Here is a 22,151-nt window from a genome sequence, read left to right on the forward strand (position 1 = left end):
CGTCGCCCGCCTCACGCGCGAGCTCGTCGGCGCGGCGGAAGTGCGAGGCCGCGCCGAGGTCGTCGTACGTCTCCGAACGCACGAGCGCCACCGCGACGTGCGCCTTGGCCCGCAGGGGCGCGTCACCGCTGAGGCGCGCGAGGTCGAGGAAGGTCAGCGCGTGCGTCATCGCCACGCCGATCTCACCGACGTCGATCGCGGCGTACACGGCGTCGCGGTGCAGCAGGGCCAGATCCTGCGGCGGCAGACCGGACGACCCGGCGATGAGGCGCCGCAGCGAGACGAGCTCCTCGTGCAGGTCGTCCACGTGCGGTTGTGTCGTGCCCTCGCTCGTCATCGTCGCTCCTTCCAACGGAGGCTCAAGTCCCGTCCCCGCCCGCGAGGACGGACAGGAACACCCGCACGACCTCCCGGTCGAAGTGGCTGCCCGCGCCCGCCTCGATATGCGCCCGCGCCCGCTCCGCGCTCCACGCGGGTCGGTAGGGACGGTCGCTGCGCAGCGCGTCCCAGACGTCCACGACCGCGAAGATCCGCGCCGCGAGCGGGATCTCCTCGCCGCGCAGGCCCCTGGGGTAGCCGCTGCCGTCCCATTTCTCGTGGTGAGCATACGGGATTTCCAGCGCGGGCGCGAGGAAGCGGATGGGGGAGAGCAGCTCCATCGCCATCCCCGGGTGACGCCGCATCACCCCCCACTCCTCGCCCGTGAGGGGGCCGGGCTTGCGCAGCACGTGGTCCGGGATGCCCATCTTGCCGATGTCGTGCAGCAGCGCGCCGCGCCGGACGTGCACGAGCGTCTCCTCGCCGAGGCCCATGCGGCGAGCGAGCCGCACGGTGAGCTCCGTGACGCGCTGGCTGTGCCCCTCGGTCTCCTGATCGCGGAAGTCGAGCGCGCGCGCCCAGCCCTCGATGGTCTCGTCGTAGGCGCCCTCCAGGTCGTGGTGGCTGCGCCGGAGCTCGTCGAGGAGCAGCACCGTCGCGAGGCCCGCGCCGATCTGCGCGGCGACCGTCTCCAGCGCGCGGCGGTCCTCGTCGCCGAACGCGCCGGGCGTGGTGCTCTCCACGTTCAGGGCGCCCCACACGCGCCCGCCGACCCACAGGGGCACCACGAGCTCGCTGCGCACCTGCGCGTACAGCGGGACGTAGCGTTCGTCGGCGAGCACGTCGTTCACGAGGACGGTCTCGCCCGACGCGACGCAGGCGCCCACGAGGCCCTGGCCCGGCAGGAGCCGCACCGCCGAGGACGGGTGGAGCGCGCCGGGCAGGTCGTCCTCCTCGGCGTTCACGACGGTCGTCACGCCCTCCTCGTCCACGCGCAGCACCCGCACGTACTCCTGACGCAGCCGCGCCCGGATGAGCTTCACGACGTCGTTCACGACGGACTCCACGTCCGTGGCGCGTGCCAGCGCCTGGCTCGCGGCGTGCATGAGGCTGAGGTCCTGCACGCGCTGCTCCAGCCGGGCGCGCGTGCGCTGCTGCTCGGTCACGTCGCGGGTGTGCACCACCACGCCGCGCACGTCCGGGTCCGCGAGCAGGTTGCGCCCCCGGCACTCCACCCAGACGTGATGGCCCGCGCGGTGCGCGAAGCGGAACGTGACGTCCCGCGTGGCGCCCGGCTCCGCCACGAGCGCCGCGAAGATCTCCGACACGTGGGCGCGGTCGTCCTCGTGGATGAACCCGAAGACGTCGCGGGACAGCATCTCGTTCACCGTGAAGCCCACCATCCGCACGCTCGACGCGCTCTGGTACGTGATGACTCCGCCCGCGTCCAGCACCGTGACGAGGTCCGTGCCGTTGTCCGTGACGGAACGCAGCATCGCCTCGCGCGCGTTGAGCGCCGCCTGTGCGCTGAGGCGGTCGAGCAGCGTACCCCACAGGGCGCCCAGCGTGCCGAGCACGCCCAGGGTGCCGAGCTCCGGTCGGGGGTCGCGGAAGAGCAGGCCCACGTACCCCACGAGCCGCTCGCCGCTGTGCAGGCCGAAGCACACGAGGTGCCGCGCGCCGAGGTGCACGTAGCCGAGCTCCTCGGGGCCTTCCCAGGAGTCGTTCGGGAGGGGCTGGCTGTGCCATTCGCCCGCGAGGAGCAGCTCGCGCCAGCGGGGCGTGAGGAGCTGCACCTCGTGCAGGGTGAGCTTCGGGTGCTCCCCGACGCTGGCGGCGAGCGTGAAGACGTCGCCCTCGCGCTGGACGTGCAGCATCGCGAGATCCGCCCGCAATTCGTGGGCGAGGAAGCGCAGGCCCTCGTGGCAGAGGTCGGCGGGGGAGGAGAGGGAGAGGAGGCGGCGGGTGATGCTCAGAAGCAGCGTGTCGCCCTGGAGGGGTGCGGCGGTGGTCATGGGGGTCCTCGGGGAGCGTCCTGTCTTCATTCATTCTTCACGCCAGCGGGGAAAAGTGCATGAGGGGCACGACTGTCGAAATGACCCCTCACGCGGACCCGCCGGGCGCCTACGCTGAGGGCATGACCAGCGAGCCCGTCGCGCTGTCCTCCGGGACATCCCCCCGCCCACCGGTTCGCGTCCGGCCCGGCGGCTACGTCGTCGCGGCGCTCCTCGCGACGACCATGCTGCTCGTCCGCCTGGCGCTCGGCGGCGTCCTCGCCACGAACGTGCCTTACCTGCTCTCCTTCGTCGCGATCACGGCGTCCGCCCTGCTCTACGGCTTCCGTCCCGCCCTGCTCGCGCTCGCCGTGAGCGCCCTCGGCGTGAACCTGCTCGTCCGGCCGCCCTTCCTCGCCCTCGACTTCAGCTTCTCGACGTCCGAGCTGCTCGGGAACGTCCTGTACCTCCTCGTCGGCGTGACCATCGCGTGGATGGGGGGAGCGCGGCAGGAGGCCTTCGTGGCCGCGGAGCGCGCCCGCGAGGACCTCGCCGAACGCGAGGCGACGCTGCGGGCCCTCACCGACCACCTGCCCGGCGCCGTCACGTACCAGGTGGAGGAGACCCCGGGCGGGGGTCGGGCCTTCCGGTACGTCAGCGCGAACCTGGAGGACCTCGTCGGGGTCACGCCCCGGGAGGCCTACGAGGATCCGAACGCGCTGTACGGCCTCGTCGTCCCCCAGGACGTGCCGAGGCTCCTCGCCGCCGAGCGGGAGGCCCTCGCCCGGCACGAACCCTTCGAGGTGGAGGCGGACTTTCGCCACCGAGACGGGCGAATTCGCAGGATGCACCTCGCGTCCCGCCCGAGGCGCCTGACGAACGGGCGGACGGTCTGGGACGGCGTGCAGTTCGACGTCACCGAGCGGCACGAGGCGCGAGCGGCCCTCGAACGGCTCAACGCCGACCTCGAGCGCCGCGTCGAGGAGCGCACCGAGCAGCTGCTGCGCTCCAACCGCGAGCTGGAGCAGTTCGCTTTCGTCGCGTCGCACGACCTCAAGGCGCCCCTGCGGACCATCACCAGCTACCTGCAGCTGCTCGAACTGAAGTTCGGCGGCGCCCTCGACGAGAAGGGGCGTCGCTACTTCGGCTTCACCGTGGAGGCCGCGCAGCGCATGAACACCCTCATCGACGACCTGCTGTCCTACTCCCGGCTGGGCCGCGAGCGCCGCGCGGTGGTGGTGGACGCCGAGCGCGTCCTGACGGAGGTCCTCGACAACCTCGCCGCGACCGTCACGGCGCAGAACGCGACCGTGCTGCGGGGCCCCCTGCCCGAGGTCGTCGCGGACGAGACGCAACTGCGGCAGGTGCTGCAGAACCTCGTCGGGAACGCCCTGAAGTTCCAGGTGCCGGACCGCGCGCCGCAGGTGAGGGTGCTCGCGCGCCCCGACGGCGACATGGTGCGCTTCAGCGTTTCCGACAACGGCGTCGGGATCGCCCCGGAGTTCCACGAACGGGTCTTCGGGATGTTCCAGCGGTTGCATCCCAACGAGCGGTACGCGGGAAGCGGCGTGGGGCTCGCCATCGTCCGCAAGATCGTGGAGGAGCACGGTGGACGCGTGTGGGTGGAGTCCCGTGAGGGCGAGGGCGCGACGTTCCACTTCACCCTGCCCGCGGCAGGGGCGCCCACCGCACCCCCAGCCTGATCCCCGTCTTCTTCACGAGAGATTCATGTGTTTAGAATGAGGACAGGTGCGTCCGTTCAGCCCCCTCCTGAAACCGCTCGTCACGCTCGCCCTGGGCGCGGGCGCCGCGTTCGCCCAGACCACGCCCGCGACGGGCCCGGACGCCGCCGACCTCGTCACCCGCGCCTTCCGTCAGGCCCTCCAGCGCGCCCCCACGAGCGCCGAGCTGGCCTACTGGGCGCCGCTCACACGCACGCAACGGCTCTCCGTCGAGACGCTCACGCTCGCCCAGGCCGCCTGGGGCGCTTCCCTCACGTACCAGCAGGTCCTGGGACGCGCTCCCGCCAGCACCGAGACCCGCGCCTACGCGGACGCCGCCCTGCGCGGCGAGAGCACCATCGATCGGCTCTGGTCGCAACTCGTCACGGGCGACGAGTACCGCCGCGCGAACGGACGCAACGGCCCCGCCGCCATCACCGCCGTCACGTACCGCAACGACGCCCGCCTCGACCCCGCCGCCACGCCCGCCGCACCGCGCCGCTGCTTCGGCTCCCTCAGCCGCGACTGCGCGACCCCGGACGTCCTCTGGAAGGACCGCTTCACCCGCGCCGACGGCGTCGTGATGGCCTACGCCGTCGTCCGCGTCAGCGTCGGCAGCATCCTCCTCGACAACGCCTGCCGCAACGTCTCACCCGGCGCTCCTGCCTGCGCGTCCGAGGGCGAGGACGCCGCGCCCGAACGTCGGCGCGCCGACGCCGACGCCGCCGCGAACCGCACCTGGCAGGAGACGTACGGACCGTACCCGCTCGATCCGCACCTGCGCGCCGCCTACACCGACGACCTCACGCCCGCCCCGGCCCGCGCCACGCTCGTCTCGGCCGTTCCCGCACCGGTGCCCTTCGGCTGGGACGAGACCCGCGAGACTCGCCGGCTCGCCGCGCCACCCGGCCAGACCCTCGACGTCGCCGACGCACGCTTCTGCCGCACGGGCCGCTTCCGCGACCTCGTCCAGCTTCCCACGCCCTGGGGGACCTGCGAGTGACGACGCGCCGGGCGCTCGCCTGACGCGTTTCTGATCGGCCTCCCACCTTGAGGTTGGGTCAACCCCGGGTCAACGGACGCGCATGGCGGCACGCACGGGGATGAGCCTACCCTGGGGCATGTGGCTCGACGAGCTGTGCGCTGCCTGCTATGACGCCCTCCGTGACCTCCTCGAACGTCACCCCGACGACGACCGCACCCGCGACGTCGTCCTGCAGAACCTCTGCGTGCAGGTGACGGGACGCAACTGCACCCCCGAGGAGCTCGCCTACCTGCGCGCCGACGGCCTCGCCGCGTTCGAGGTGCTCCTGCACGGCTACCTGCAGGAACGCCGGGACCTGCAGGGCGACGCGGGCGCGTTCATCCTGCCGCCCAGCGGCGTCGTGCGCGTCGTGAACGGCACCTTCCGGCCCGTCATGACCGCCGAACCCGCCCGGGTCGCCGTCCCCGCCGCCCCCCGCTGAGGACGTCAGAGCTTCGCGCGGTAGGTGGTCTCGACGACCTTCGCGCCACTCGCGAGGGTCCGCTGGACCCTCTGCACGGCGTACGCGCGGCCCTCCCAGTGGATGAGGTCGTCACGTCTGACGTCCACGCCGGGCACGACGGTGAACACCGACGTGCCGGTGCGGGCGGAGTGGTCGCTGATGTCCTGAGGTGAAATGATCACACTCGACCATAGCAGACGCGGGCCGCCACGAAGGCGCCTTCGCCCCCCACGCTCGATGCGTGGATGCGCGACAATGAGGCACCTTCGTATGCCCCTCACCCCCTGCATCCTGCTCATCGAAGACCACGAGGGTTACGCGTACCTCGTCGAACGTCATCTGCGCGGCCTCCTGCCCGGCGTGGACGTCACCGTCGTCCATAGCGGCGAGGACGCCGTGAGCGCCGTGGGGGACCGTCCCTTCGACCTCGTCCTCCTCGACCTCGATCTGCCCGGCCTGTCCGGCCTCGACGTGCTGCGGCTCGTCAAGGGCCACGCCGATCGGCAGATGCTGCCCGTGGTGGTGCTCTCCCAGCACGACGCGGACCCCTTCGTCTGGCACGCCTACCACGAGTTCGCCAACGCGTTCGTCGTCAAGCCGAACGACATCGACGCGCTCGAACCGATGCTGCGCGCGCTGACGGACTTCTGGTTCCGGCACGTGAAACGGCCCGTGATGCCCGCGAACCTCGTGGACCTCTGACCGGGCGCGGCCGTCAACGCGGCGACGTGACGAAGAGATCGAACCACCGGGGCGTGCGGGCATGGACGAGGATCATCTCCCGGTGAACTACACGGGCAGCACGAGGGAGCCGACCGCGACGACCAGCGCGCGAGACGACGAGCACCGCGAGGCTCAGCACGACCGCGAAGCGCACGATCCCCGCGTCGCTGAGGTCGGCCTCGAGCGGCCGACCCGCACACCAGCGCCGCCGCGAGGAAACGGACGAAGGGCGCCGGGCTCCGCGCGGAGGACCAGCGGATCTCTTCCGTGTCGACGATCGTCCTCATCGAGCCGCGACGGCACATCCCACGGTTGATCGGACGGTCCGCTCGTGCGTACACTCGAAGTGTCCAGTCCTCCCCGCCAAGTCACTTGTCGGGCTTGTCCAGTCCTGACGGACGACGATGAAGCCAAGCAGAGGGGGGAAGATGACCACGACCCTCGACCAGACGGAACTGCGTTCCGGTCAGCTGTTGTACCTGCCGGACGGGGCCGTCATCGGCTATCGAGAACGGTTCCTGGATGATCCTCTCGCGCTGAAGGTCACGTTTACGGTCGCGGCGACGGCCTCCGGCACATGGAAGTCGCTCGACGTCGTGAACGCCACGCCGGACCCGGGTGGCCGGAGCGCAGGCCTTCAGCAGCTCGAGTTCCGGCCGCGAGGGAGCCGCCGGGGACCATACGACGACCACACGGCCTGGCTCTTCGCGAACGGACGGCAGGTGGAGCCGCCGCCGTCCGGCCCGGACGAGGCGCGCATGCTGATCAGGAACGCCTGCGTGTCCGCACTGCTCGGTGGGATGACCGAGGCCGCACTGCGGTCGTGCGAACTGCGGTTCTACCGGACGGGGCCCCTGGGGTTCAGGACGTGCGCGGCCGTGCTTCACGACCTGACGTCGAAACGCGGTCTGGAACTGATGTTCACGTGGATCAGCCCTTGACTGTCCTCGCGTGGGCGGCGGACACATGACGTCCTGGCGCGACGTTCCCTGACGTCGTGGCGGAGTCCGGCGCCCGCCCGCAGCATCGATCCGTCCTCGGATTCCTGGGACGCGTCTTCATCGCACTCGGGATCGTCCGCCCCGCCCGCGAGGGTAACGTGCGGACGGAGGAACAGCGAATGCAGCAGCGCAATCTGGGCAGGACCGGCATTCAGGTTTCGGAGATCGGGTTCGGCGCGTGGGCGATCGGTGGGGACGCCTGGGGACCCGTGGAGGACGCCGCCTCGCTACGCGCCATGGAGCGCGCGCTGGAGCTCGGCGTGAACTTCATCGACACCGCCGACGTGTACGGCGCGGGTCACAGCGAGGAACTCGTCGCGCGCGTCCTCAGGGGCCGCCGCGACCGAATCGTCGTCGCCACCAAAGGCGGCCTGATGGGCCATCACCGTGACCCGAAGCGTGAGCCGGTGTACGACCGGCCCGAGAAGGTCGTGGAGGCGTTCGAGGCGAGCCTGCGGCGGCTCGGTACGGACTACGTGGACGTGTACTTCGATCACATCTGGTGGAACGACGAGCGTGAAACCGAAGCGTTCCTCACGGCCTTCGCGCGGCTCAAGACGGAGGGGCGCGTCCGCGCGACCGGCGTCAGCACCGACGACCCCGAGTACGTCCGCCGCTTCGACCGGGACGGGACGCTCGACGTCGTGCAGCTCGACTACAGTCTGCTCAACCGCGCCGCCGAGCGGCACATCCTGCCCTCCTGCCAGGAGCGCGGCATCGGCGTGGTCGTCCGAGGCCCCCTGCGCATGGGCATGCTCACCGGGAAGTTCACGGCCGGGACGACCTTCACGGAAGGGGACGTGCGGCACGGCTGGCCGCGCGAGGCGTGGTTCCGCGAGCAACTGGACGTGGTGGACCGTCTCCGTCCGCTCGCCTCGGAGGACCGTGGGCTGGGCGAGCTGGCCCTGCGGTTCGTGCTGGACCACCCGGCGGTGTCCGTCGCGATTCCGGGCGGCAAGACGCCCGAGCAGGTGGAGCAAAACGTGCGGGCCTCCACGAGGCCCCTGCTGACCGAGGAGGAACGCCACGTCATCGAGGAGGCCACGCGAAGCGTCCCGTCATGACGTGAAGGTGCCGCGCCTGCGCGGGCCTTCATCACGACTCAATGATCCGGTGGTCGTGCGCGTCGTGACATCCGGCGGTCCTTCACGCGCGTATCTGCGGGTGAAGGAGACGCCACCATGCCGTACCGACCCGCCCGGCTCTTCGGGATCGTTCTCATCCTCGGCGGTCTCGCGCTGACGTCCGCACAGACCCCGACCGCCCGCACCTTCATGTTCAGGCACAACCTCACCACGGTCGACCCGAAGGCGGCAGGCACCGCGCGAGTGCGGTTGCTGGAGGGCGACACGACCGAAACGGTCCTGACCCTGCGTGGCCTCACGCCGAACAGGGCGTACGCCGCGCACTACCACGCGCTGCCCGCCGGGACTCGAGGTGATCCCTGCGCCTCGAACGGTCCCGTCACGCTGGGCTTCCCGTCCTTCGAGGCGGACACGCACGGCGCAGCGATCGTCACCCTGCGCGCCCCCGCTTCACGGTTGGCCGGCGTGGCCGGCGCGTACATCAACGTGCACGACGCCGCGAACCTGACCGTCATCCCGCTCTGCGCGGTCACCCTGACCGGCGCTCCGGCGAACGCGCCCGCGACGAGCACGGCGCGCGACCTGCCGGGCACCGACGCTCCGACCGTCACCACGCAGGCGGTGCGGATCGGGGACAACGCCTTCACCCCGGTCGCGCTCACCGTGAAGGTCGGCACGACCGTGGAGTGGCGGCACGAGGGCCGCGCCATCCACAACGTCATCGCCACGCAGGGCGAGTTCCGCTCTCCGGACCTGCGAGGTGGCGACACCTACCGCTTCACGTTCGGCAAGGCGGGCACGTACACGTACTACTGCTCGTACCACGAGGGCATGACCGCCACGATCACCGTGACGGGCCAGTAAAGGGAGGCACACATGAACGCATCACGTCTTGGTCTCGCGCTCGTCACGACCCTGCTGCTCGGGGGCTGCATGATGACGCCGCGCACGCTGGCGTTCCGGCACAACCCCGTGCCGGCGGACCCGAACGCGGCGGGCGCCGCGACCGTCACGACGGACATCTACGGGAACGTCACCACGACCCTCAACCTGACGGGCCTCACGCCGAACAGGGCGTACGCCGCGCACTACCACGCGTTCGGGCCGGACTCCAGCACGGACCCGTGCGCGTCGAACGGGCCGGTCACGGTGGGCTTCCCGGCGTTCACGGCGGACGCGCAGGGCAACGCCAGCGTGAGCGTACAGACGACCACGACGAAGATCGCGGGGGACGCGGGCGCGTACATCAACGTGCACGACGCCGCGGACCTGACCGTCATCCCCGTGTGCGCGCCGGTCAAGGCGACCAAGGGCTGACGGCACGTCACGTCGAGCGTCAGGTGCTCCTGACCCTGCCTCCGTGCGCCGATCCCGACTCCGCCCGACAGGTCCATCGGTGTCAGCGTTCACGGCGGCGTTCGCGTTGCGCGAGCAGCGCCGCCTCGACTCGGTTGCGCACCTGGAGTTTCTGCAGGACGCTGGTCATGTAGTGCTTGACGGTCTTCTCGGTCAGTCCGAGATCGCGCGCGATTTCCTTGTTGCTGTGCCCCGCCGCGACGCCCTCGAGGATCTGCCGTTCACGTGAGGTGAGTTCGTCGAGCGGGTCCGTCGAGGGGCCCCGGGGGACGCCGGCGAGCTCGAAGAGCAACCCGCTCGCGAGCACCGGTGTGATGCGCACCTCGCCAGCGTGGACGGAGCGGACGGTGTCGCGCAGTTCCGGTCCGGTGACGCCTTTGATGACGTAGCCGCGCGCGCCGTTCTTCAGGGCGGCGAGCACGTCCGCCTCGTCCTCGCTGACGGTGAGCATCACCACGCGCGTGACGAGGTTGGACCGCGTGACCTCCCTGAGGGCGTGGATGCCGCCGCCGGGAAGGTTCAGGTCGAGCAGCATCACGTCGGCGGCGACGGTGGTCGCCAGGTGGATCGCGTCGGCGGCACTGCCGCCCTGACCGACGATGTGCATGTCGGATTCGTGCTGTAAGGTCATGACGACGCCGTCACGGAACAGGGGGTGGTCGTCCACGACGACCACGCGGATGACGTCGGACTTCACGCGCACCCCCTCCTGACACGGGTGCGGTGGTGAGTGCGGCACGTGGTGCGTGACGTCATGCTTCATGATGCGACAATCGTGGTGCGGGCGGAGCGGAGGACGACCCGACGAACGTCGGATGCGTGAGCCCGGAGCGTCTGGGAGAATGGACCATGGCGGTTCGTCCGGAGTCGCGGGGAACGCGCGGGGCGACGCGTGGAGCGTGGAGCCTCGCCGGCATGTACGCGCTGAGCAGCTTCGTGGTGTTGCTGCTGAGCGGCGTGACGGTCGGGTGGTGGCTCGGGCATCAGATTCGTGAGCGTGTGGTGCACCGCGCCGGGGTCACCGCGGCGCTGTACGTGGAGAATTTCGTCGCGCCGCACCTGCAGGCCCTCGACCGGCAGGGTCGACTGCCCGAGGACGAGGCGCGCGCGGTCCGGCAGGTGCTCAGCAGGAGCGCGCTGGAGCAGGAGATCGTCAGCATCAAGCTGTGGGCGCCAGGGGGGCGGCAGCTGTACGGTCAAAACGCGGGTCGGGTGTTCCCCGTCAAGGATGAGCAGGCCCGGGCGTGGCGTGGTGAGGTCGTGTCGAGCTTCAGCGACCTGGACGACGTGGAGAACGTCAGTGAGGGCAGGCGCTTCGCCCGGCTGATCGAGACGTACGCGCCGATCCGCGCGGACAAAGGTGACCGGGTGATTGCCGTGGCCGAGTTCTACCAGGCGGTCGACGCGCTGGAACGCGACATTCGCTCGGCGCAGTGGCAGACGTGGGGGGTGGTGGCGCTCGCGACGATCGCCACGTACCTGTTGCTGTCCGGGCTGGTGCGGCGCGGCAGCGACACCATCACCCGGCAGCAGCGGGAGCTGACGGTACAGGTCGCGCAGCTCGACGCGCTCGTCGCGCTCAACGCGCAGCTTCACGATCGGGTGCGGCTCGCGGCGACCCGGAGCAGCGCCCTCAACGAGCGGTTCGTGCGGCGCATGTCCAGCGAACTGCATGACGGCCCCGCGCAGGAGCTCGGGTACGCGCTGCTGCGGCTCGAACGAATCGACATGCACGTACGGCACCTTGAGCCGGTCGAGCGGGCCCAGGCGCAGCGGGACGTCGGGGTGCTCAAGGACACGCTTCAGCACGCGATGCACGAACTGCGGACCATCACGGCGGAACTTCGGCTGCCCGAACTGGAGCATCTGGACCTCAGGCAGACCATCGAGCGTGCCGCGCGTGACCACCGGCGCCGCACGGGAACGGTGGTGGAGGTGAATCTCGGGAACGTTCCGGGTGGAGTACCGCTCCCCGTGAAGATGACGGCGTTCCGCATCATCCGTGAGGCCCTCACCAACGCGTACCGGCATGCTGGCGGGATGAAGCAGCACGTGCATGCCTGCACGGAGGGCGAGGACCTGTACCTGGAAGTGTCGGATGGCGGTCCGGGGTTCGACGTGTTCGCGGCGCGTGGCGGGGAGCACCTCGGTCTGGTGGGCATGGAGGAACGAACCCGCAGTCTCGGTGGAACGTTCGAGGTGAAGTCCGGTCCGGACGGCACGACCGTGAAGGCGCGGCTGCCGTTGCGGCTCGACACGGACGACGTCGTGTGACGGAGAATGACGGGCACTCAGCAGGAGGTGGCGACGCCGGAAGCGCCGACGGCGGGCAGCGCGCGACCGTTCGGGACGTTCAACTCCGGATGATCGAACGGCGCGCTCTGACGGACCACGCGGCAGTCGGTCAGGGCGTTCGCGAGGAAGTCCTCGAGGGCGTCGTGATCGGCGCTTTCGAGTTTGACACGTTTGACCTGACTCGCGATGGTCGGGTCACTGGACGCGCCTGCCCGTTCGTAGAAGTCGATGACGTCGTGCAGGGTGGCGGCGCTACCGTCGTGGAAGTACGGCGCGGTGAGGCGGACGTTGCGCAGCGCGGGCGTCTTGAACGCGCCGACGTCCGCCGGTGCTTTCGACATCGAGAAGGTCTGTCCGCCCGTCGGGGCGCCCGCGCGTCCCGGGTCGACCGCGGCGGGCGTGACGCCGAGGCGGTGGAAGCCCTGGTCTCCGCCGTCCTCGTTGACGAGGCCGTGTAGGGCCGCGTACCGGACGCTGGCGTCGGTGAGTTCGCTGTCGGCGTGGCAGGACATGCAGTTCCCGCGGCCCTTGAAGGTCATGTAGCCCGCCTTCTGCTGGTCGGTCATCGCGGTGAGGTCCCCGGCGAGGTACCGATCGAAGGGTGTGTCGGTCGGGACGAGGGTCGATTCGTACGCGTCGACGGCCTCTCCGAACACCACGGTGAAGTACGTGAGGGGGTCGGCGGAGACGGTGCCGATGAAGGCGTCCTCGATCATCTGCCTGTACGTGACCTTCAGGCCGCGGTCGCTTCGGGCGAGCGTGCCGAGCACGCCGTCCTTCGGGTCGACCTTCTGCCGCGCGAGCGCCGTCCTTCGGAGGAGTTTCTCCGCGAGGCCGTTCCGGCCATTGGTGCGGCGGCCCTCGCAGGCCATCTCGACGTCGTTGTTGATCGGCCCGACCGCCTGTGACGCGAGGCTTCCACCCGCCATGATGAATTTCTTGGCGGAGCGATCGATATTGTTGATGTTGCCGTCCGGTCGGAAGCGTCGCGCGTCGTACCCGCTGCTGGTGAGGTCGGCGTTGGCGGTGACACCGAAGGGGTTGAAGCCGTTGAACACGTCGTGCGCGCGTCCGTCCCAGAACTGCTGGCGGTTGTGGACGGCGCCGATCACGGTGGGCGAATTGCGTCCAGTGACCTGCCGGGCGGTGCCGAAGAGGCCGAGCCGAGTGGTGGGAGGCGCGTCGCACACGTCGACGGGGTCGCTGGTCGGGTCGGTTCCGACGGCGCGGAAGACGCGTTGCACGACGCCCTGCGAGCCGAGGATGTCGTCCCCTGCCGGGCGTTTGTGGTCGAAGGGGTCCGCGTCGGGCGTGTCGTCGAGGCTGAAGTCGAACGGCTGGTCCGGTCCGGAGGTGGCCTCGAAGATGCCGTTGGGGCCGGGATTGACGATGTTGAAGGTGCGGTCGTCCGCACCGGCGACGGCGTGGCAGGACGCGCACGCGGTCTTGCCGTCACTGCCGACCTGAACGTCCCAGAACAGGGCCTTGCCGAGCCGGACGGCGGCCTGCTGGTTCTTGATGGTGCTGTTCTGGATCCTGGGGATGGGGACCGCGCCGAGCGGGAGGGGCTCGCCGGACAGCGCGAGGGGGGCGGCGGCCGGGGAGGACGTCTGTTCGTGGGGTGTGGTGGCGCACCCGGCGAGCAGGGCGCCGCCGAGCGTGAGCGTCAGGCGGGCGGCGTACGGACGGCGGCATGGACGGGCGTGACGGGCACGGATGGACATGGCGCACCTTCGGTATTCCGGGGAGGACGCGAGCAGGGTGACGTTCACCGCCCTCGCGGCGGAACGTCTGATGGTCTCGGCGTTGTTCGGACGCGATGACGAACGTCCGGCGCGCCCTCTGCACCTGAAGAGAAGGTGAAGTTGACGTCATCATCGGGTCTACCGCGCCGCGCGTCTATAGGACCCGGGACCTAGCGGACTCGGAGGTGGCCCTGACGCTCTGTGAACGTCCACGAGCGTCACCGCGGACCCTGCCGGTCCGGCAGGGTCCGCGGTGACGCTCGAGGTCGCATCGAGCGGGAAGCGTTCGATTACGGGGTCGGTGGCGGATCGAGGGGCGCGGTCGCCGCGCAGCCCGGCATGGGGTCCCGGGTGATGCCCGCGCCCGCCTCCATCAGGGTCGCTTCGTTCGCGGCGGCAGGGTTCGTGCCGAGCCAGGCGACGCGGGCGATGGCCGTGTCCGCCGTGGCGAGGTTCGCGTCGAAGGTGTTCAGCGTGAAGCTGCCCGTGAAGGCGGGGGCGGTGAGGGCGAGCGTCCCCGCGCCGGGCGCGCGGAGGTCACGTCGTCCGTTGACCTGGAAGCGGGTGTTGCTCGAATCGACGATGCGGACTTCCAGCGCGGCGGGGTTCAGCGCCGGATCGTAGGTGCCCGTGACCGTGACCGTGTTGCCCGACCGGCTCGTCGCGCGCCCACCGGAAGTCAGGTCGAGCTTCACGTCCTGGATGGTCGTCGCTTCGTAGGACGTGCTGCCCAGCACCCTGATCTGATCTCCGGGCAGGAGGTACGGGGTGAATGACGTCCAGCAGGCTCCACCGGGGTGGTTGACCTCCGCGGTACCGTCCGGACCCGCGATGACGTTGTCGGCCTTGTATTTGAGGCTGCCGTTGCGGAAGACCTGCACGGTCAGGACCTCGCCGGGCTGGTACTTCTCAGCGGTGACCATCGAACGCCCGGGGAAGACGAAGATGTTGTGCGTGTTGGGTGCGAGGAACAGCTGTTTCCCGTCGGCGGTGGGCGGCGCCACCACCCGGCCGGTGACCGGCACGCGTTGTGGTCCTGCGGGAGACTGGGAGTTCACCGTCACGAAGGCCAGGTACGGTCCGGCGACGTTGTTCGGGCTGAACGTGACGTCAATGCTGCAGCTGGCCTTCAGGTCGAGCGGCGCTTTCGCGTTGCAGGTGGTTGCCGTCTGCTTCAAGGTGGAGCTGCCGGTGAGCCCGTCGAGCGAGAGGGAAATCGGCATGCCGCCGGTGTTCTGCACGGTCAGCGTTCCGGAGGCGACGCTCGTTGAGCTCGGCGCGAGGAGCGACAGTTCGACGGGACTGACCGTGACGCTGGGACCTTCGAAGGGGGCGTTGCAGCCCGCCAGAGCTTCCGGCGTGACGCCCGTGCCTGCTTCGTGGATGGTCACCTCGTTGCCGGCGGCGGGGTTGGTGCCGAGCCACATCACCCGTGGAATGCCCGTGCTGGCCATGATCAGGTTCACGTCGTGCTCGTCGAGGTTGTGGAAGGTCGCGACCCACTTGTCGTGTGTGCCGTCGATGGCTCCGACCCTGACGAGGTCGGCCTCGTCGTCGAGGGCGGCGGGGTCGCCGGAGGCGCGAAGGTCGCGGCGCTGGTTCTTGTCGAACCGGGTGTTGCTCGTGTCGACGATGCGTACCTCCAGCCCTGCCGGACCCGGGGTCGCGGTATTCACGAGGGCCGTGGCCACGCTCGCACGCAGGTCGACGTCGTACAACTTCGGGTCCGTCGTCGTGGGGTCGGAGATGAGGGTCGCGACGGGCAGACTCGTCAGGTTGACGTCCGCGACCGTGAGCTGGTCGATCGATACGGACGTCGCCGCCTCGATGGTGTCGCCCGGCTGGATGAACGGCGTTCCGCCGCTCCAGCAGGCACCACCAGGATGGTTCACCTCGGCGAAGCCCGCGGCGTTGGTGATGACCGTGGCCGTACGGTTGCTCCCGACGGCGCCGGCGGCGTGTGTGACACGAACGGTGACGAGCTGGTTCGCGGGGAACTTGTCGAGGACGACCATGCTTCGTGCGGGGAACACCGTGATCAGCCGTCCGTCCGCCGGGGGGTTGCTGGGTGTGGGCGGGACGTCCGACTGACCGAGCCCGGACAGCGTGACGACCTTCTGCGCGTCAGGCGTTCTGGACTGGATGACGAGCGAGGCTCCCCGGACCCCCGCCGCCTTGGGCGTGAAGGTGACGTTGATGCCGCAGCTGGTGACGGCGCCGCCCGTGGCCGTCGCGCTGTTGACGATCGGCTGGGTACATGGGGCTGTGGCGGGAAGAGTGAAGTCTCCCGCGTTGGTGCCGGTCACGTTCAACGTGATGCCGGTCAGTTCGGTGTTCCCGGCGTTGCTGAGGGTCACGGTCCGGGTGAGGGTCGGCGGGGACGTGTCGTTGGTGCCACGCAGTCGGACGGTCCCGAATTCCAGGGTGTCCGCGTCCGTGGCGGCGACGGCGGTCGCGCCGATCTCGATGCGGAACTGCAGGTCGAGCGTGCTTTCCTGCTCGACCAGGATGAACCCGTTGTACCTCGTCAGGGCCGTTCCCGTGGGACGCTGCCCTTTCGGGTAGACCCCGACGTCGACGAAACCGATGGGCAATCCTTTCGAGAGGAACCTGAAGCGGAAGTCCTTCCCGCCCGTGATGCTCGCGCTGGACCGTGTGTCCCACTTCAACCGGTAGGGGTTGCCGGTGATGTTCGAGACGAGTGGTGGGTGATAGGCGCCCTGGACGGTGCTGCAGACGCGGGTCTTGTCCGACGCACCGCCCGTCCGTGTGCCGGAAAGTTCGCAGATGTCGACTTGCGGGCCGGCGGCGGAATCGAACGTGCCGGAGAAGGTCGTGGGGGCCGTGAAGCCCTGCGGAAGCGGCTTGAGGACGAAGAGGTGGTTGTTGCCACTGCCTGTGCCGGCGCCGTCGAGGTTGCCGCTGGACACCGCCGTCGGGGTGAGCTGCGGCGCGGAGGGTTCGGCCGCAGCCTGTGGTGGTGCCGCCGGAAGTCGAGAGGTGCTGGGCGAGGGGCCGGGCGTTCGGGCACAGCCGACGAGGATCGTGGCGTGAAGGGCAAGGGCCAGCGCGACAGTGGTGGGTGTTTTCACGGGCGTCTCCTGCTGCGGCGGAGGGCCGCGCACGTGGAGCGCCGCCGCGACCGGAAGGTCGGCGTGCGCGTCGAAGGACGGGTGGGTGCCGTGGCGGAGGTGCGGGATCGACGAGCGACGCGGTCAACCGAGCGCCAGCTCGAGCGTGGTGTCGCTGCCGCGGACGCGACGTGCGGCGCGCTGCTCCGTCCAGTGCCGCAGGGCGTGCAGGCCGCGCTCCACGTGAGCCTCCGCGTGCGGGACGTCGCGCGCGCGTTCGGCATGGACGCCGCTGATGACGTGGTGGACGTCGTCGAGGTTGAACGACGTCACGTTCGCGTGGGTGCTCGCGGTCGCCTCGATGGCGCGCGGCATGCACAGGTCGATCAGGACGACGGGCGTGCGGGGCGGCCAGGAACGCAGGTGTTGCGTGCGGATGATCGGAGCGGACGTTCGAAGGGCGGTGACGACGAGGTTGACGCGCGGCAGGACTTCCGTGAGGGCGTCGAGAGGATGGACCTGCGCGTCGAAGCGCGCGGCAGCGCGGGTGGCGTGTTCGAGGGTACGGTTGGCGACGTGCAGGGTCCGGACGCGCCTCAGGTGCAGCTGGCGCATCACCTGCTGCGCGACGTCGCCGGCGCCGACGACGAGGGCGTCGACGTGGTGGAGGTCGCCGTGCACCTGACGGGCGAGCGTGCCGGTCGCGTACCCGAGGCTGACGCCATGCGTGCCGAGCGAGGTGTGGGTACGGACGGCCTTGCCGACGGCGAGGGCGCCCTGCGTGGCCCGGTTGAGACGCGCGCCGATGCTGCCCGCCGCCCGGGCGTCCGCCCAGGCGCGCTTGAGCTGACGCAGGATGTGCCCATCGCCGAGGACGGGACTGTCGAGTCCGGCGGCGACGCGGTAGAGATGCCGGGCGGCGGCCTCGCCGCGCAAGTGGTAGGTGTGGGCGGGCTTCAGGTGCGGCCACAGGGACGCGTGGACCGCGCGGAGGTCCGCCTGGCCCGCGAGGTAGATCTCGGTGCGGCCGCAGGTAGCGAGCAGCATGACCTCCTCGGCGTACGCGTGGAGGGCGCGGTTGAGGAGCGGTGCGTCGGCCGGGTCGACGCTGGCGTGCTCCTGCGCGTCGAGGGGGGCGCTGCGGTGGTTGATGCCGATCACGCTGATGTCCATCGTGGCCTCATGGGGAGCGCGAAGCGAAGGTCAGGGATTGGGACGGCCGAACTTGCCCGTCGCGTCGATGAGCTTGACGCTGCCGCCGGGGATGGTGAGGGATGGGTGATCGAAGGGCGCGGCGTCCCGCGCGGCGCGGTCGTCGGTGAGGCCGAGCTTGAGGAAGGCGACGAGGTCGGCCTTGTCCTGGGTGCCGAGGCTGAGCTGCTTGAGGCGTGAGGCGAGCCTCGCGTTGCGCCAGGGGACCTTCTGCCCGTTGAGGATCGTGCCGGCGGAGTTGTAGAACTCGACGACGTCCTCCAGGGTGTCGGCGTTGCCGTGCGCGAAGTACGGGGCGGTGAGGCCGACATTGCGCAGGGGCGCCGTCTTGTGCGCGCCGACGTCGGCGGTGTTGGTCGGGTCCTTGCGCATCGTCTCGGAGAACGTGACGCCCTTGGGGCCCGTCGAGGCACGGCCCGCGTCGGCCTGCTCCGGGAAGGAGTTGATGTCGTGGAAGCCCTGGTCGCCGCCGTCCTCGTTGATCAGGCCCTTGACGAGGACGAAGTTGACGCTGGCGTCCGTGAGTTCGGGGCCGGAGTGGCAGTCGGTGCACGAGCCCTTGCCCTTGAAGACGCCGAAGCCGCGCAGGGCGTTGCCCTTGCCGAATCTGGTGGAGGTGTAGTCGAGGTTGAGGGCGCTGGACGCGCCGGCGAGGTACTTGTCGAGGGGAGTCTGGTCGGAGTTGAGGCTGCGCTCGTACGCCTGCACGGCCTGTCCCCAGAGGCGTCCGAAGTTCGTCCAGGTATTCGGGTTGACGGCGACCTGCAAGCCGTAGACGTTCGCAACGAGGTCGTAGTAGGTGAGGTTTCTGACGTTCGGGATCACGGCGCCCTGACCGAGAACGCTGTCGTTGGGATCAATGTCCTGCTTGGCAAGCACGCGCTTGTTGCGCAGACGCCATCCGAGGTTGCTCCAGTCGCGCCCCGCGCAGGTCATCTCGACGTCGCTGTTGGCGGGGCCGTTTGCCTGGGAGGCGAGGCTGGAGTTCGTGGTGTACTGGCCGGAATCGAACACGGTGTCGCCGCCGTTGGCGGTGCTGCCGAACGGGTTGAGGCCGTTGAAGTTGTTGTGTGCGCGACCGTTCCAGAACTGCAGGTAGTTGTACCCGGCGATGATGGCGGACGGTGCCTGCGCGCCGGTGATCTGCCGCGGGGAGGTGTCGACGGACGTGCAGACGTCGTCGGTGTCGGTCGTCACGTCGCTGGGTATCTTGCCGTCGGCAGCGTACCGACCATTGTAGGTCAGCTTCGGTACGCCTTCCGAGCCCACGGACTTGACCTGGCTCGTGAGGCCGTCCACGGTGACGGAGACGGTGTTGTTGACGCCACGGTTGTCCGCGCCCGCGGAGAAGTGGCAGGAGGCGCAGGCCATGCCGGTCTTGACTCCGGACGCGGTGATGGCCTTGGTGAGCGGGTCGGTGGAGATGTACTCCCGGTACTCGCCGACCTGCTGGTCCCAGAAGAGGGCCTTCCCAAGTAGGACGACCTTGGCGAGTTGCGTACGGTCGTTGTAGTTGACGTCGCCGATGCCGCCGATGACGGGCAGAGGGACGAGGTTGAGCGGACGATCGACGTCCTTGACGCCGAGCGCCTCGACGGGGGCGGGCTCGGTGGCGCCGCCCGAGGTGGTGTTGGTGCTGCAGGCGTTGAGCAGCAGCAGCCCGATGGTGAGGGTGAGGGCGTGACGGGCTGCGCGGGTGGTGGTCGTGCACGCAGGGGTTCGCATCAGCGGTTCTCCTCGGGGGTGACCTGGCTGGTCGGGGCGTGTTCGGGCTCGAAGGTGACGCGGTCGAGGGTGGAAGCGCAGGGAGATCGGCAGTGTCCTCGTTGGGTGCACACGTGACTCGAGGGCGGGGTGACGTCGGTGAGCCTCGCCGGTCGGCGAGGCGATTGGTCGGATGTCGCGGTCGTACGCTCCTGACGTGGTCTTGCCTCGGGCATGTGGACCTCCTGAGAGGGGTGTGGGCCGGAGGAGAGGTTGAGCGCCGTCGCTGAGTGTGGGTTGACGGTGTGATGGGTTGAAGCTGATCCGATCTTCATCGTGTGGATTCGTGACGGTCGGCACAACGGGCGAAGGTCCTGCTTGGCTACGTCGCTGGTCCTAGACCCTGGACGCACACCTTTTCCTCCGCACATGGCGCGTCGGTCCGGGTGGTCATGCTCTGGGTCGTGAACGTGACGGCGTGCCATTCAACCGGGATGGGCACGTCCCGTGCGTGAGCTCCACGTCGTCGCGATGGCCCTTCATTTTTTGAGTGAATCATGTGCCTTGCACATAGGGACATACCGGAAGTTTGCATACATTACGGTTTTGTGCCGCATAGCCTGAATGCAGCCGTAAGGTTTTTCACAGCAGGGATGAGCAGACACACCGCACGACGCAGGACAAACGACGCACCGGCGGCCTCACGACAGACCTCCCACGACCGTGCTCACTCACGCGAACAAGGAGGAGACCATGCCACACATCCTCTGGCTGGACACCGACCACCGGCTGCTCGCCGCCAGCCTGCATCGACTCCTCGAACCGCATGGCTTCATCCTCCAGACCAGTCCGGAGGGCGCACACCTCTGCCTGCGTGACTTCCACACCACCCTCTCGCGCACCCTGGACACCCCCACGCTGCCCACGATCGCGCTCGTCCACCCGCTCACGCATCCCGCCGAACTGCGTGATCTGCTGCGTCTCGGCTACCGCGGCTACGTCTCCTCGCAAGCAGACCCGGAGACGCTCGTCCACGCACTGAGACGCGTACGAGACGGCCACACCTGGGCGGAACCGGCATTCCTCCTTCAGCTCGTCGAGCACGACCAGGACCCGCACCTGACGTCCCGCGAACGGGAGGTGCTGTTCTACCTCCGCAAGGGCTGGAGCAACGCCGAAATCGCCAGGCAACTCGGGATCGCCTACAAGACCGTCAAGGTGCACGTCTCCGCCGTCCTCGCCAAACGCGGTGTCCGGCACCGCATCGAACTCGTCGTCCCCAGAGCCTGAACGCACCGACCCCAGGAGGGCAGCATGCACGACCGAACCGTCCGCCATGATCTCACCGCCGTCGGCCTCACGGAACGACAGGTGCAGATCCTCATGTTGCTCGCCCGGGGACTGACGAACTACCAGATCTCCCTGGAGGTCGATCTTTCCGAGAAGACGGTGCGAAACCACATCTCACTCGTGTACGTCTCACTCGGTGTGCACACTCGCGTCCAGGCGGCACTGTGGGCGTGGCATCACGGGCTCGCGCCCACCGCGGAATCCGGGGTGCCGCTGGCCCGCGTCGGCTGATGGAGCAGACCGGGAAGACCCGACTCGAGGAATTCGACGTGGAGAGGATCGTCGGTCCTGGTGCAGCGCAGGCCCCGAAGGTCGACGGGAAGCCCGTTTCGCGGAACGCGAGCTCGTGGTCGCGCTGGCGCCCCACGACAGGAGCGAGGAGTGGACAGGGGCCGGCTTGTTCCGCGGCGGAAAAATCTGGCGTGGTCCAGGACGTCCGGAGGTGGTTGGCCGCTGCGCCGGGAAGGGCGCTCACGAGCCCGACGTCGAAAGGCGGTGTCGAGGTACGTGAACTTCGCCTGTTCGAGGGACGTGCGTCAGCTCGGGCGACGTCTGGTCACGGCTCGGAGGCGGAGCGTGAGTTGGGTCCGTGGTACAAGGAAGGAACCCCGTCTTTGACGGGGTTTTCCTGGTGGGCGGTGAGGGATTCGAACCCCCGACCCTTCGCTTGTAAGGCGAACGCTCTACCGCTGAGCCAACCGCCCATGCTCGCCGCTTCGCGAGTCCCTGCATCGTAGCGGCGGGGCGGGAGAGGGTCAAGGGTTCCTCACGTGGGGCGGGTACGGTGTCCGCATGGCGCGCTGGGAGGATCTGACGTCGTGGCTGGCGAGGCGGCTGGGTGAGCGGGAGGGGCGGGTGGTGTGGCGCGCGCCCGCCGGGGAGCTGGACGTGCGGCGGTTCGGGCTGGCGCTCGATCCCGTGGACGTGCCGCCGGACGCCGGGCTGGACGCGGCGTTCCTGCACCGGGTGTACCGTCTCGGCGAGGGACTGCCGGGCGTGGCGGTCGCGTGCTCGCACGACGGGTTCGATCGGCGGCTGACGACGGGCTGGAACGACGCGCTCGCGCGGGAGCTCGGCTGGCGCGGCGCG

Annotated in this window: 18 protein-coding genes, 1 tRNA gene and 2 pseudogenes; 12 read left to right on the forward strand and 9 right to left on the reverse strand. The window is 69.6% G+C overall.

Translation table 11 applies throughout. The features are described 5' to 3' along the window. Together DEIPI_RS39210 and DEIPI_RS36495 are read right to left on the reverse strand one after the other, a co-directional pair. A pseudogene (locus DEIPI_RS39210) lies at window positions 1-337 on the reverse strand (GGDEF domain-containing protein); the annotation flags it as partial. Window positions 338-359: 22 nt separating this feature from the next. Beyond that, entirely contained in the window at window positions 360-2,333 is a 1,974-nt protein-coding gene (locus tag DEIPI_RS36495) for an HD domain-containing phosphohydrolase (protein WP_157463526.1), read from the reverse strand. 122 nt (window positions 2,334-2,455) lie between these two features. Between DEIPI_RS36495 and DEIPI_RS35420 the strand changes: the two genes are divergently transcribed. From DEIPI_RS35420 to DEIPI_RS0107430, 3 genes are all read left to right on the forward strand, one after another. After that, a complete protein-coding gene (locus tag DEIPI_RS35420; RefSeq protein WP_169737048.1) occupies window positions 2,456-4,015 on the forward strand; it encodes a sensor histidine kinase in 1,560 nt (519 codons plus the stop codon). A gap of 46 nt (window positions 4,016-4,061) precedes the next feature. Beyond that, complete coding sequence (locus DEIPI_RS0107425; protein ID WP_027481357.1) at window positions 4,062-5,036, forward strand: hypothetical protein; 975 nt, start codon at window positions 4,062-4,064, stop codon at window positions 5,034-5,036. A 118-nt stretch (window positions 5,037-5,154) separates the two neighbouring features. Then, window positions 5,155-5,499, forward strand: a complete 345-nt coding sequence (locus DEIPI_RS0107430; protein WP_027481358.1) for a hypothetical protein — start codon at window positions 5,155-5,157, stop codon at window positions 5,497-5,499. 5 nt (window positions 5,500-5,504) lie between these two features. On the opposite strand, the gene DEIPI_RS0107435 is transcribed toward DEIPI_RS0107430, so the two are convergent. Further along, complete coding sequence (locus DEIPI_RS0107435) at window positions 5,505-5,702, reverse strand: hypothetical protein (protein ID WP_027481359.1); 198 nt, start codon at window positions 5,700-5,702, stop codon at window positions 5,505-5,507. A gap of 88 nt (window positions 5,703-5,790) precedes the next feature. On the opposite strand from DEIPI_RS0107435, the gene DEIPI_RS35425 reads away from it, so the two are divergent. The 5 genes from DEIPI_RS35425 to DEIPI_RS0107465 all read left to right on the forward strand — a co-directional run bounded on the left by DEIPI_RS35425 (window position 5,791) and on the right by DEIPI_RS0107465 (window position 9,646). Next, on the forward strand, window positions 5,791-6,222 hold the full coding sequence (locus tag DEIPI_RS35425) for a response regulator (RefSeq protein ID WP_052351655.1): 432 nt from the start codon (window positions 5,791-5,793) through the stop codon (window positions 6,220-6,222). Window positions 6,223-6,671: 449 nt separating this feature from the next. Next, window positions 6,672-7,184 (forward strand): hypothetical protein, encoded by a 513-nt coding sequence (locus DEIPI_RS0107445; protein ID WP_027481360.1) that lies wholly within the window; start codon window positions 6,672-6,674, stop codon window positions 7,182-7,184. Window positions 7,185-7,363: 179 nt separating this feature from the next. Then, a complete protein-coding gene (locus DEIPI_RS0107450; RefSeq protein ID WP_027481361.1) occupies window positions 7,364-8,308 on the forward strand; it encodes an aldo/keto reductase in 945 nt (314 codons plus the stop codon). A 117-nt stretch (window positions 8,309-8,425) separates the two neighbouring features. Beyond that, window positions 8,426-9,193 carry a plastocyanin/azurin family copper-binding protein gene (locus DEIPI_RS35430; protein ID WP_052351656.1) on the forward strand — a complete coding sequence of 256 codons (768 nt, stop codon included), beginning with the start codon at window positions 8,426-8,428 and terminating at the stop codon, window positions 9,191-9,193. Between the two features lie 12 nt (window positions 9,194-9,205). Continuing rightward, a complete protein-coding gene (locus tag DEIPI_RS0107465; RefSeq protein ID WP_027481362.1) occupies window positions 9,206-9,646 on the forward strand; it encodes a CHRD domain-containing protein in 441 nt (146 codons plus the stop codon). 82 nt (window positions 9,647-9,728) lie between these two features. Here DEIPI_RS0107465 and DEIPI_RS0107470 read toward each other — a convergent pair whose 3' ends face one another. Then, on the reverse strand, window positions 9,729-10,382 hold the full coding sequence (locus DEIPI_RS0107470; protein ID WP_027481363.1) for a LuxR C-terminal-related transcriptional regulator: 654 nt from the start codon (window positions 10,380-10,382) through the stop codon (window positions 9,729-9,731). 218 nt (window positions 10,383-10,600) lie between these two features. Here DEIPI_RS0107470 and DEIPI_RS0107475 point away from each other — a divergent pair, with 218 nt between their 5' ends. After that, entirely contained in the window at window positions 10,601-11,959 is a 1,359-nt protein-coding gene (locus DEIPI_RS0107475) for a sensor histidine kinase (protein ID WP_157463527.1), read from the forward strand. Between the two features lie 17 nt (window positions 11,960-11,976). Here the strand turns inward: DEIPI_RS0107475 and DEIPI_RS0107480 are convergent, their stop codons facing one another. From DEIPI_RS0107480 to DEIPI_RS0107500, 4 genes are all read right to left on the reverse strand, one after another. Beyond that, entirely contained in the window at window positions 11,977-13,704 is a 1,728-nt protein-coding gene (locus DEIPI_RS0107480; RefSeq protein ID WP_027481365.1) for a cytochrome-c peroxidase, read from the reverse strand. A 311-nt stretch (window positions 13,705-14,015) separates the two neighbouring features. Further along, a complete protein-coding gene (locus DEIPI_RS0107490) occupies window positions 14,016-16,817 on the reverse strand; it encodes a choice-of-anchor D domain-containing protein (RefSeq protein ID WP_169737049.1) in 2,802 nt (933 codons plus the stop codon). A 123-nt stretch (window positions 16,818-16,940) separates the two neighbouring features. Further along, window positions 16,941-17,969, reverse strand: coding sequence for a glutamyl-tRNA reductase (gene hemA, locus DEIPI_RS29390; RefSeq protein WP_052351658.1), 1,029 nt, complete (start codon window positions 17,967-17,969; stop codon window positions 16,941-16,943). A 30-nt stretch (window positions 17,970-17,999) separates the two neighbouring features. Next, window positions 18,000-19,733: a cytochrome-c peroxidase gene (locus DEIPI_RS0107500; RefSeq protein ID WP_027481367.1), complete on the reverse strand. Its 1,734-nt coding sequence runs from the start codon at window positions 19,731-19,733 to the stop codon at window positions 18,000-18,002. Window positions 19,734-20,465: 732 nt separating this feature from the next. Between DEIPI_RS0107500 and DEIPI_RS29395 the strand changes: the two genes are divergently transcribed. Then, window positions 20,466-21,002: a response regulator transcription factor gene (locus DEIPI_RS29395; protein WP_052351659.1), complete on the forward strand. Its 537-nt coding sequence runs from the start codon at window positions 20,466-20,468 to the stop codon at window positions 21,000-21,002. Between the two features lie 24 nt (window positions 21,003-21,026). Next, a complete protein-coding gene (locus DEIPI_RS0107510) occupies window positions 21,027-21,293 on the forward strand; it encodes a response regulator transcription factor (protein ID WP_027481368.1) in 267 nt (88 codons plus the stop codon). Between the two features lie 398 nt (window positions 21,294-21,691). On the opposite strand, the gene DEIPI_RS0107515 is transcribed toward DEIPI_RS0107510, so the two are convergent. Then, window positions 21,692-21,766: transfer RNA gene (locus DEIPI_RS0107515), tRNA-Val, on the reverse strand. A gap of 88 nt (window positions 21,767-21,854) precedes the next feature. On the opposite strand from DEIPI_RS0107515, the pseudogene DEIPI_RS39215 reads away from it, so the two are divergent. Next, window positions 21,855-22,151, forward strand: a pseudogene (locus DEIPI_RS39215) (Nif3-like dinuclear metal center hexameric protein); the annotation flags it as partial.

Origin of the sequence: Deinococcus pimensis DSM 21231 (assembly GCF_000519345.1) — a bacterium.
Lineage (GTDB): Bacteria > Deinococcota > Deinococci > Deinococcales > Deinococcaceae > Deinococcus_A > Deinococcus_A pimensis.

Coding starts and splice junctions, on each gene's coding strand:
- DEIPI_RS36495 (WP_157463526.1), bottom strand. CDS start 2,333: ATGACCACCGCCGCACCCCTCCAGGGCGACACGCTGCTTCTGAGCATC.
- DEIPI_RS35420 (WP_169737048.1), top strand. CDS start 2,456: ATGACCAGCGAGCCCGTCGCGCTGTCCTCCGGGACATCCCCCCGCCCA.
- DEIPI_RS0107430 (WP_027481358.1), top strand. CDS start 5,155: ATGTGGCTCGACGAGCTGTGCGCTGCCTGCTATGACGCCCTCCGTGAC.
- DEIPI_RS35425 (WP_052351655.1), top strand. CDS start 5,791: ATGCCCCTCACCCCCTGCATCCTGCTCATCGAAGACCACGAGGGTTAC.
- DEIPI_RS0107445 (WP_027481360.1), top strand. CDS start 6,672: ATGACCACGACCCTCGACCAGACGGAACTGCGTTCCGGTCAGCTGTTG.
- DEIPI_RS0107450 (WP_027481361.1), top strand. CDS start 7,364: ATGCAGCAGCGCAATCTGGGCAGGACCGGCATTCAGGTTTCGGAGATC.
- DEIPI_RS35430 (WP_052351656.1), top strand. CDS start 8,426: ATGCCGTACCGACCCGCCCGGCTCTTCGGGATCGTTCTCATCCTCGGC.
- DEIPI_RS0107465 (WP_027481362.1), top strand. CDS start 9,206: ATGAACGCATCACGTCTTGGTCTCGCGCTCGTCACGACCCTGCTGCTC.
- DEIPI_RS0107475 (WP_157463527.1), top strand. CDS start 10,601: ATGTACGCGCTGAGCAGCTTCGTGGTGTTGCTGCTGAGCGGCGTGACG.
- DEIPI_RS0107480 (WP_027481365.1), bottom strand. CDS start 13,704: ATGTCCATCCGTGCCCGTCACGCCCGTCCATGCCGCCGTCCGTACGCC.
- hemA (WP_052351658.1), bottom strand. CDS start 17,969: ATGGACATCAGCGTGATCGGCATCAACCACCGCAGCGCCCCCCTCGAC.
- DEIPI_RS0107500 (WP_027481367.1), bottom strand. CDS start 19,733: ATGCGAACCCCTGCGTGCACGACCACCACCCGCGCAGCCCGTCACGCC.
- DEIPI_RS29395 (WP_052351659.1), top strand. CDS start 20,466: ATGCCACACATCCTCTGGCTGGACACCGACCACCGGCTGCTCGCCGCC.
- DEIPI_RS0107510 (WP_027481368.1), top strand. CDS start 21,027: ATGCACGACCGAACCGTCCGCCATGATCTCACCGCCGTCGGCCTCACG.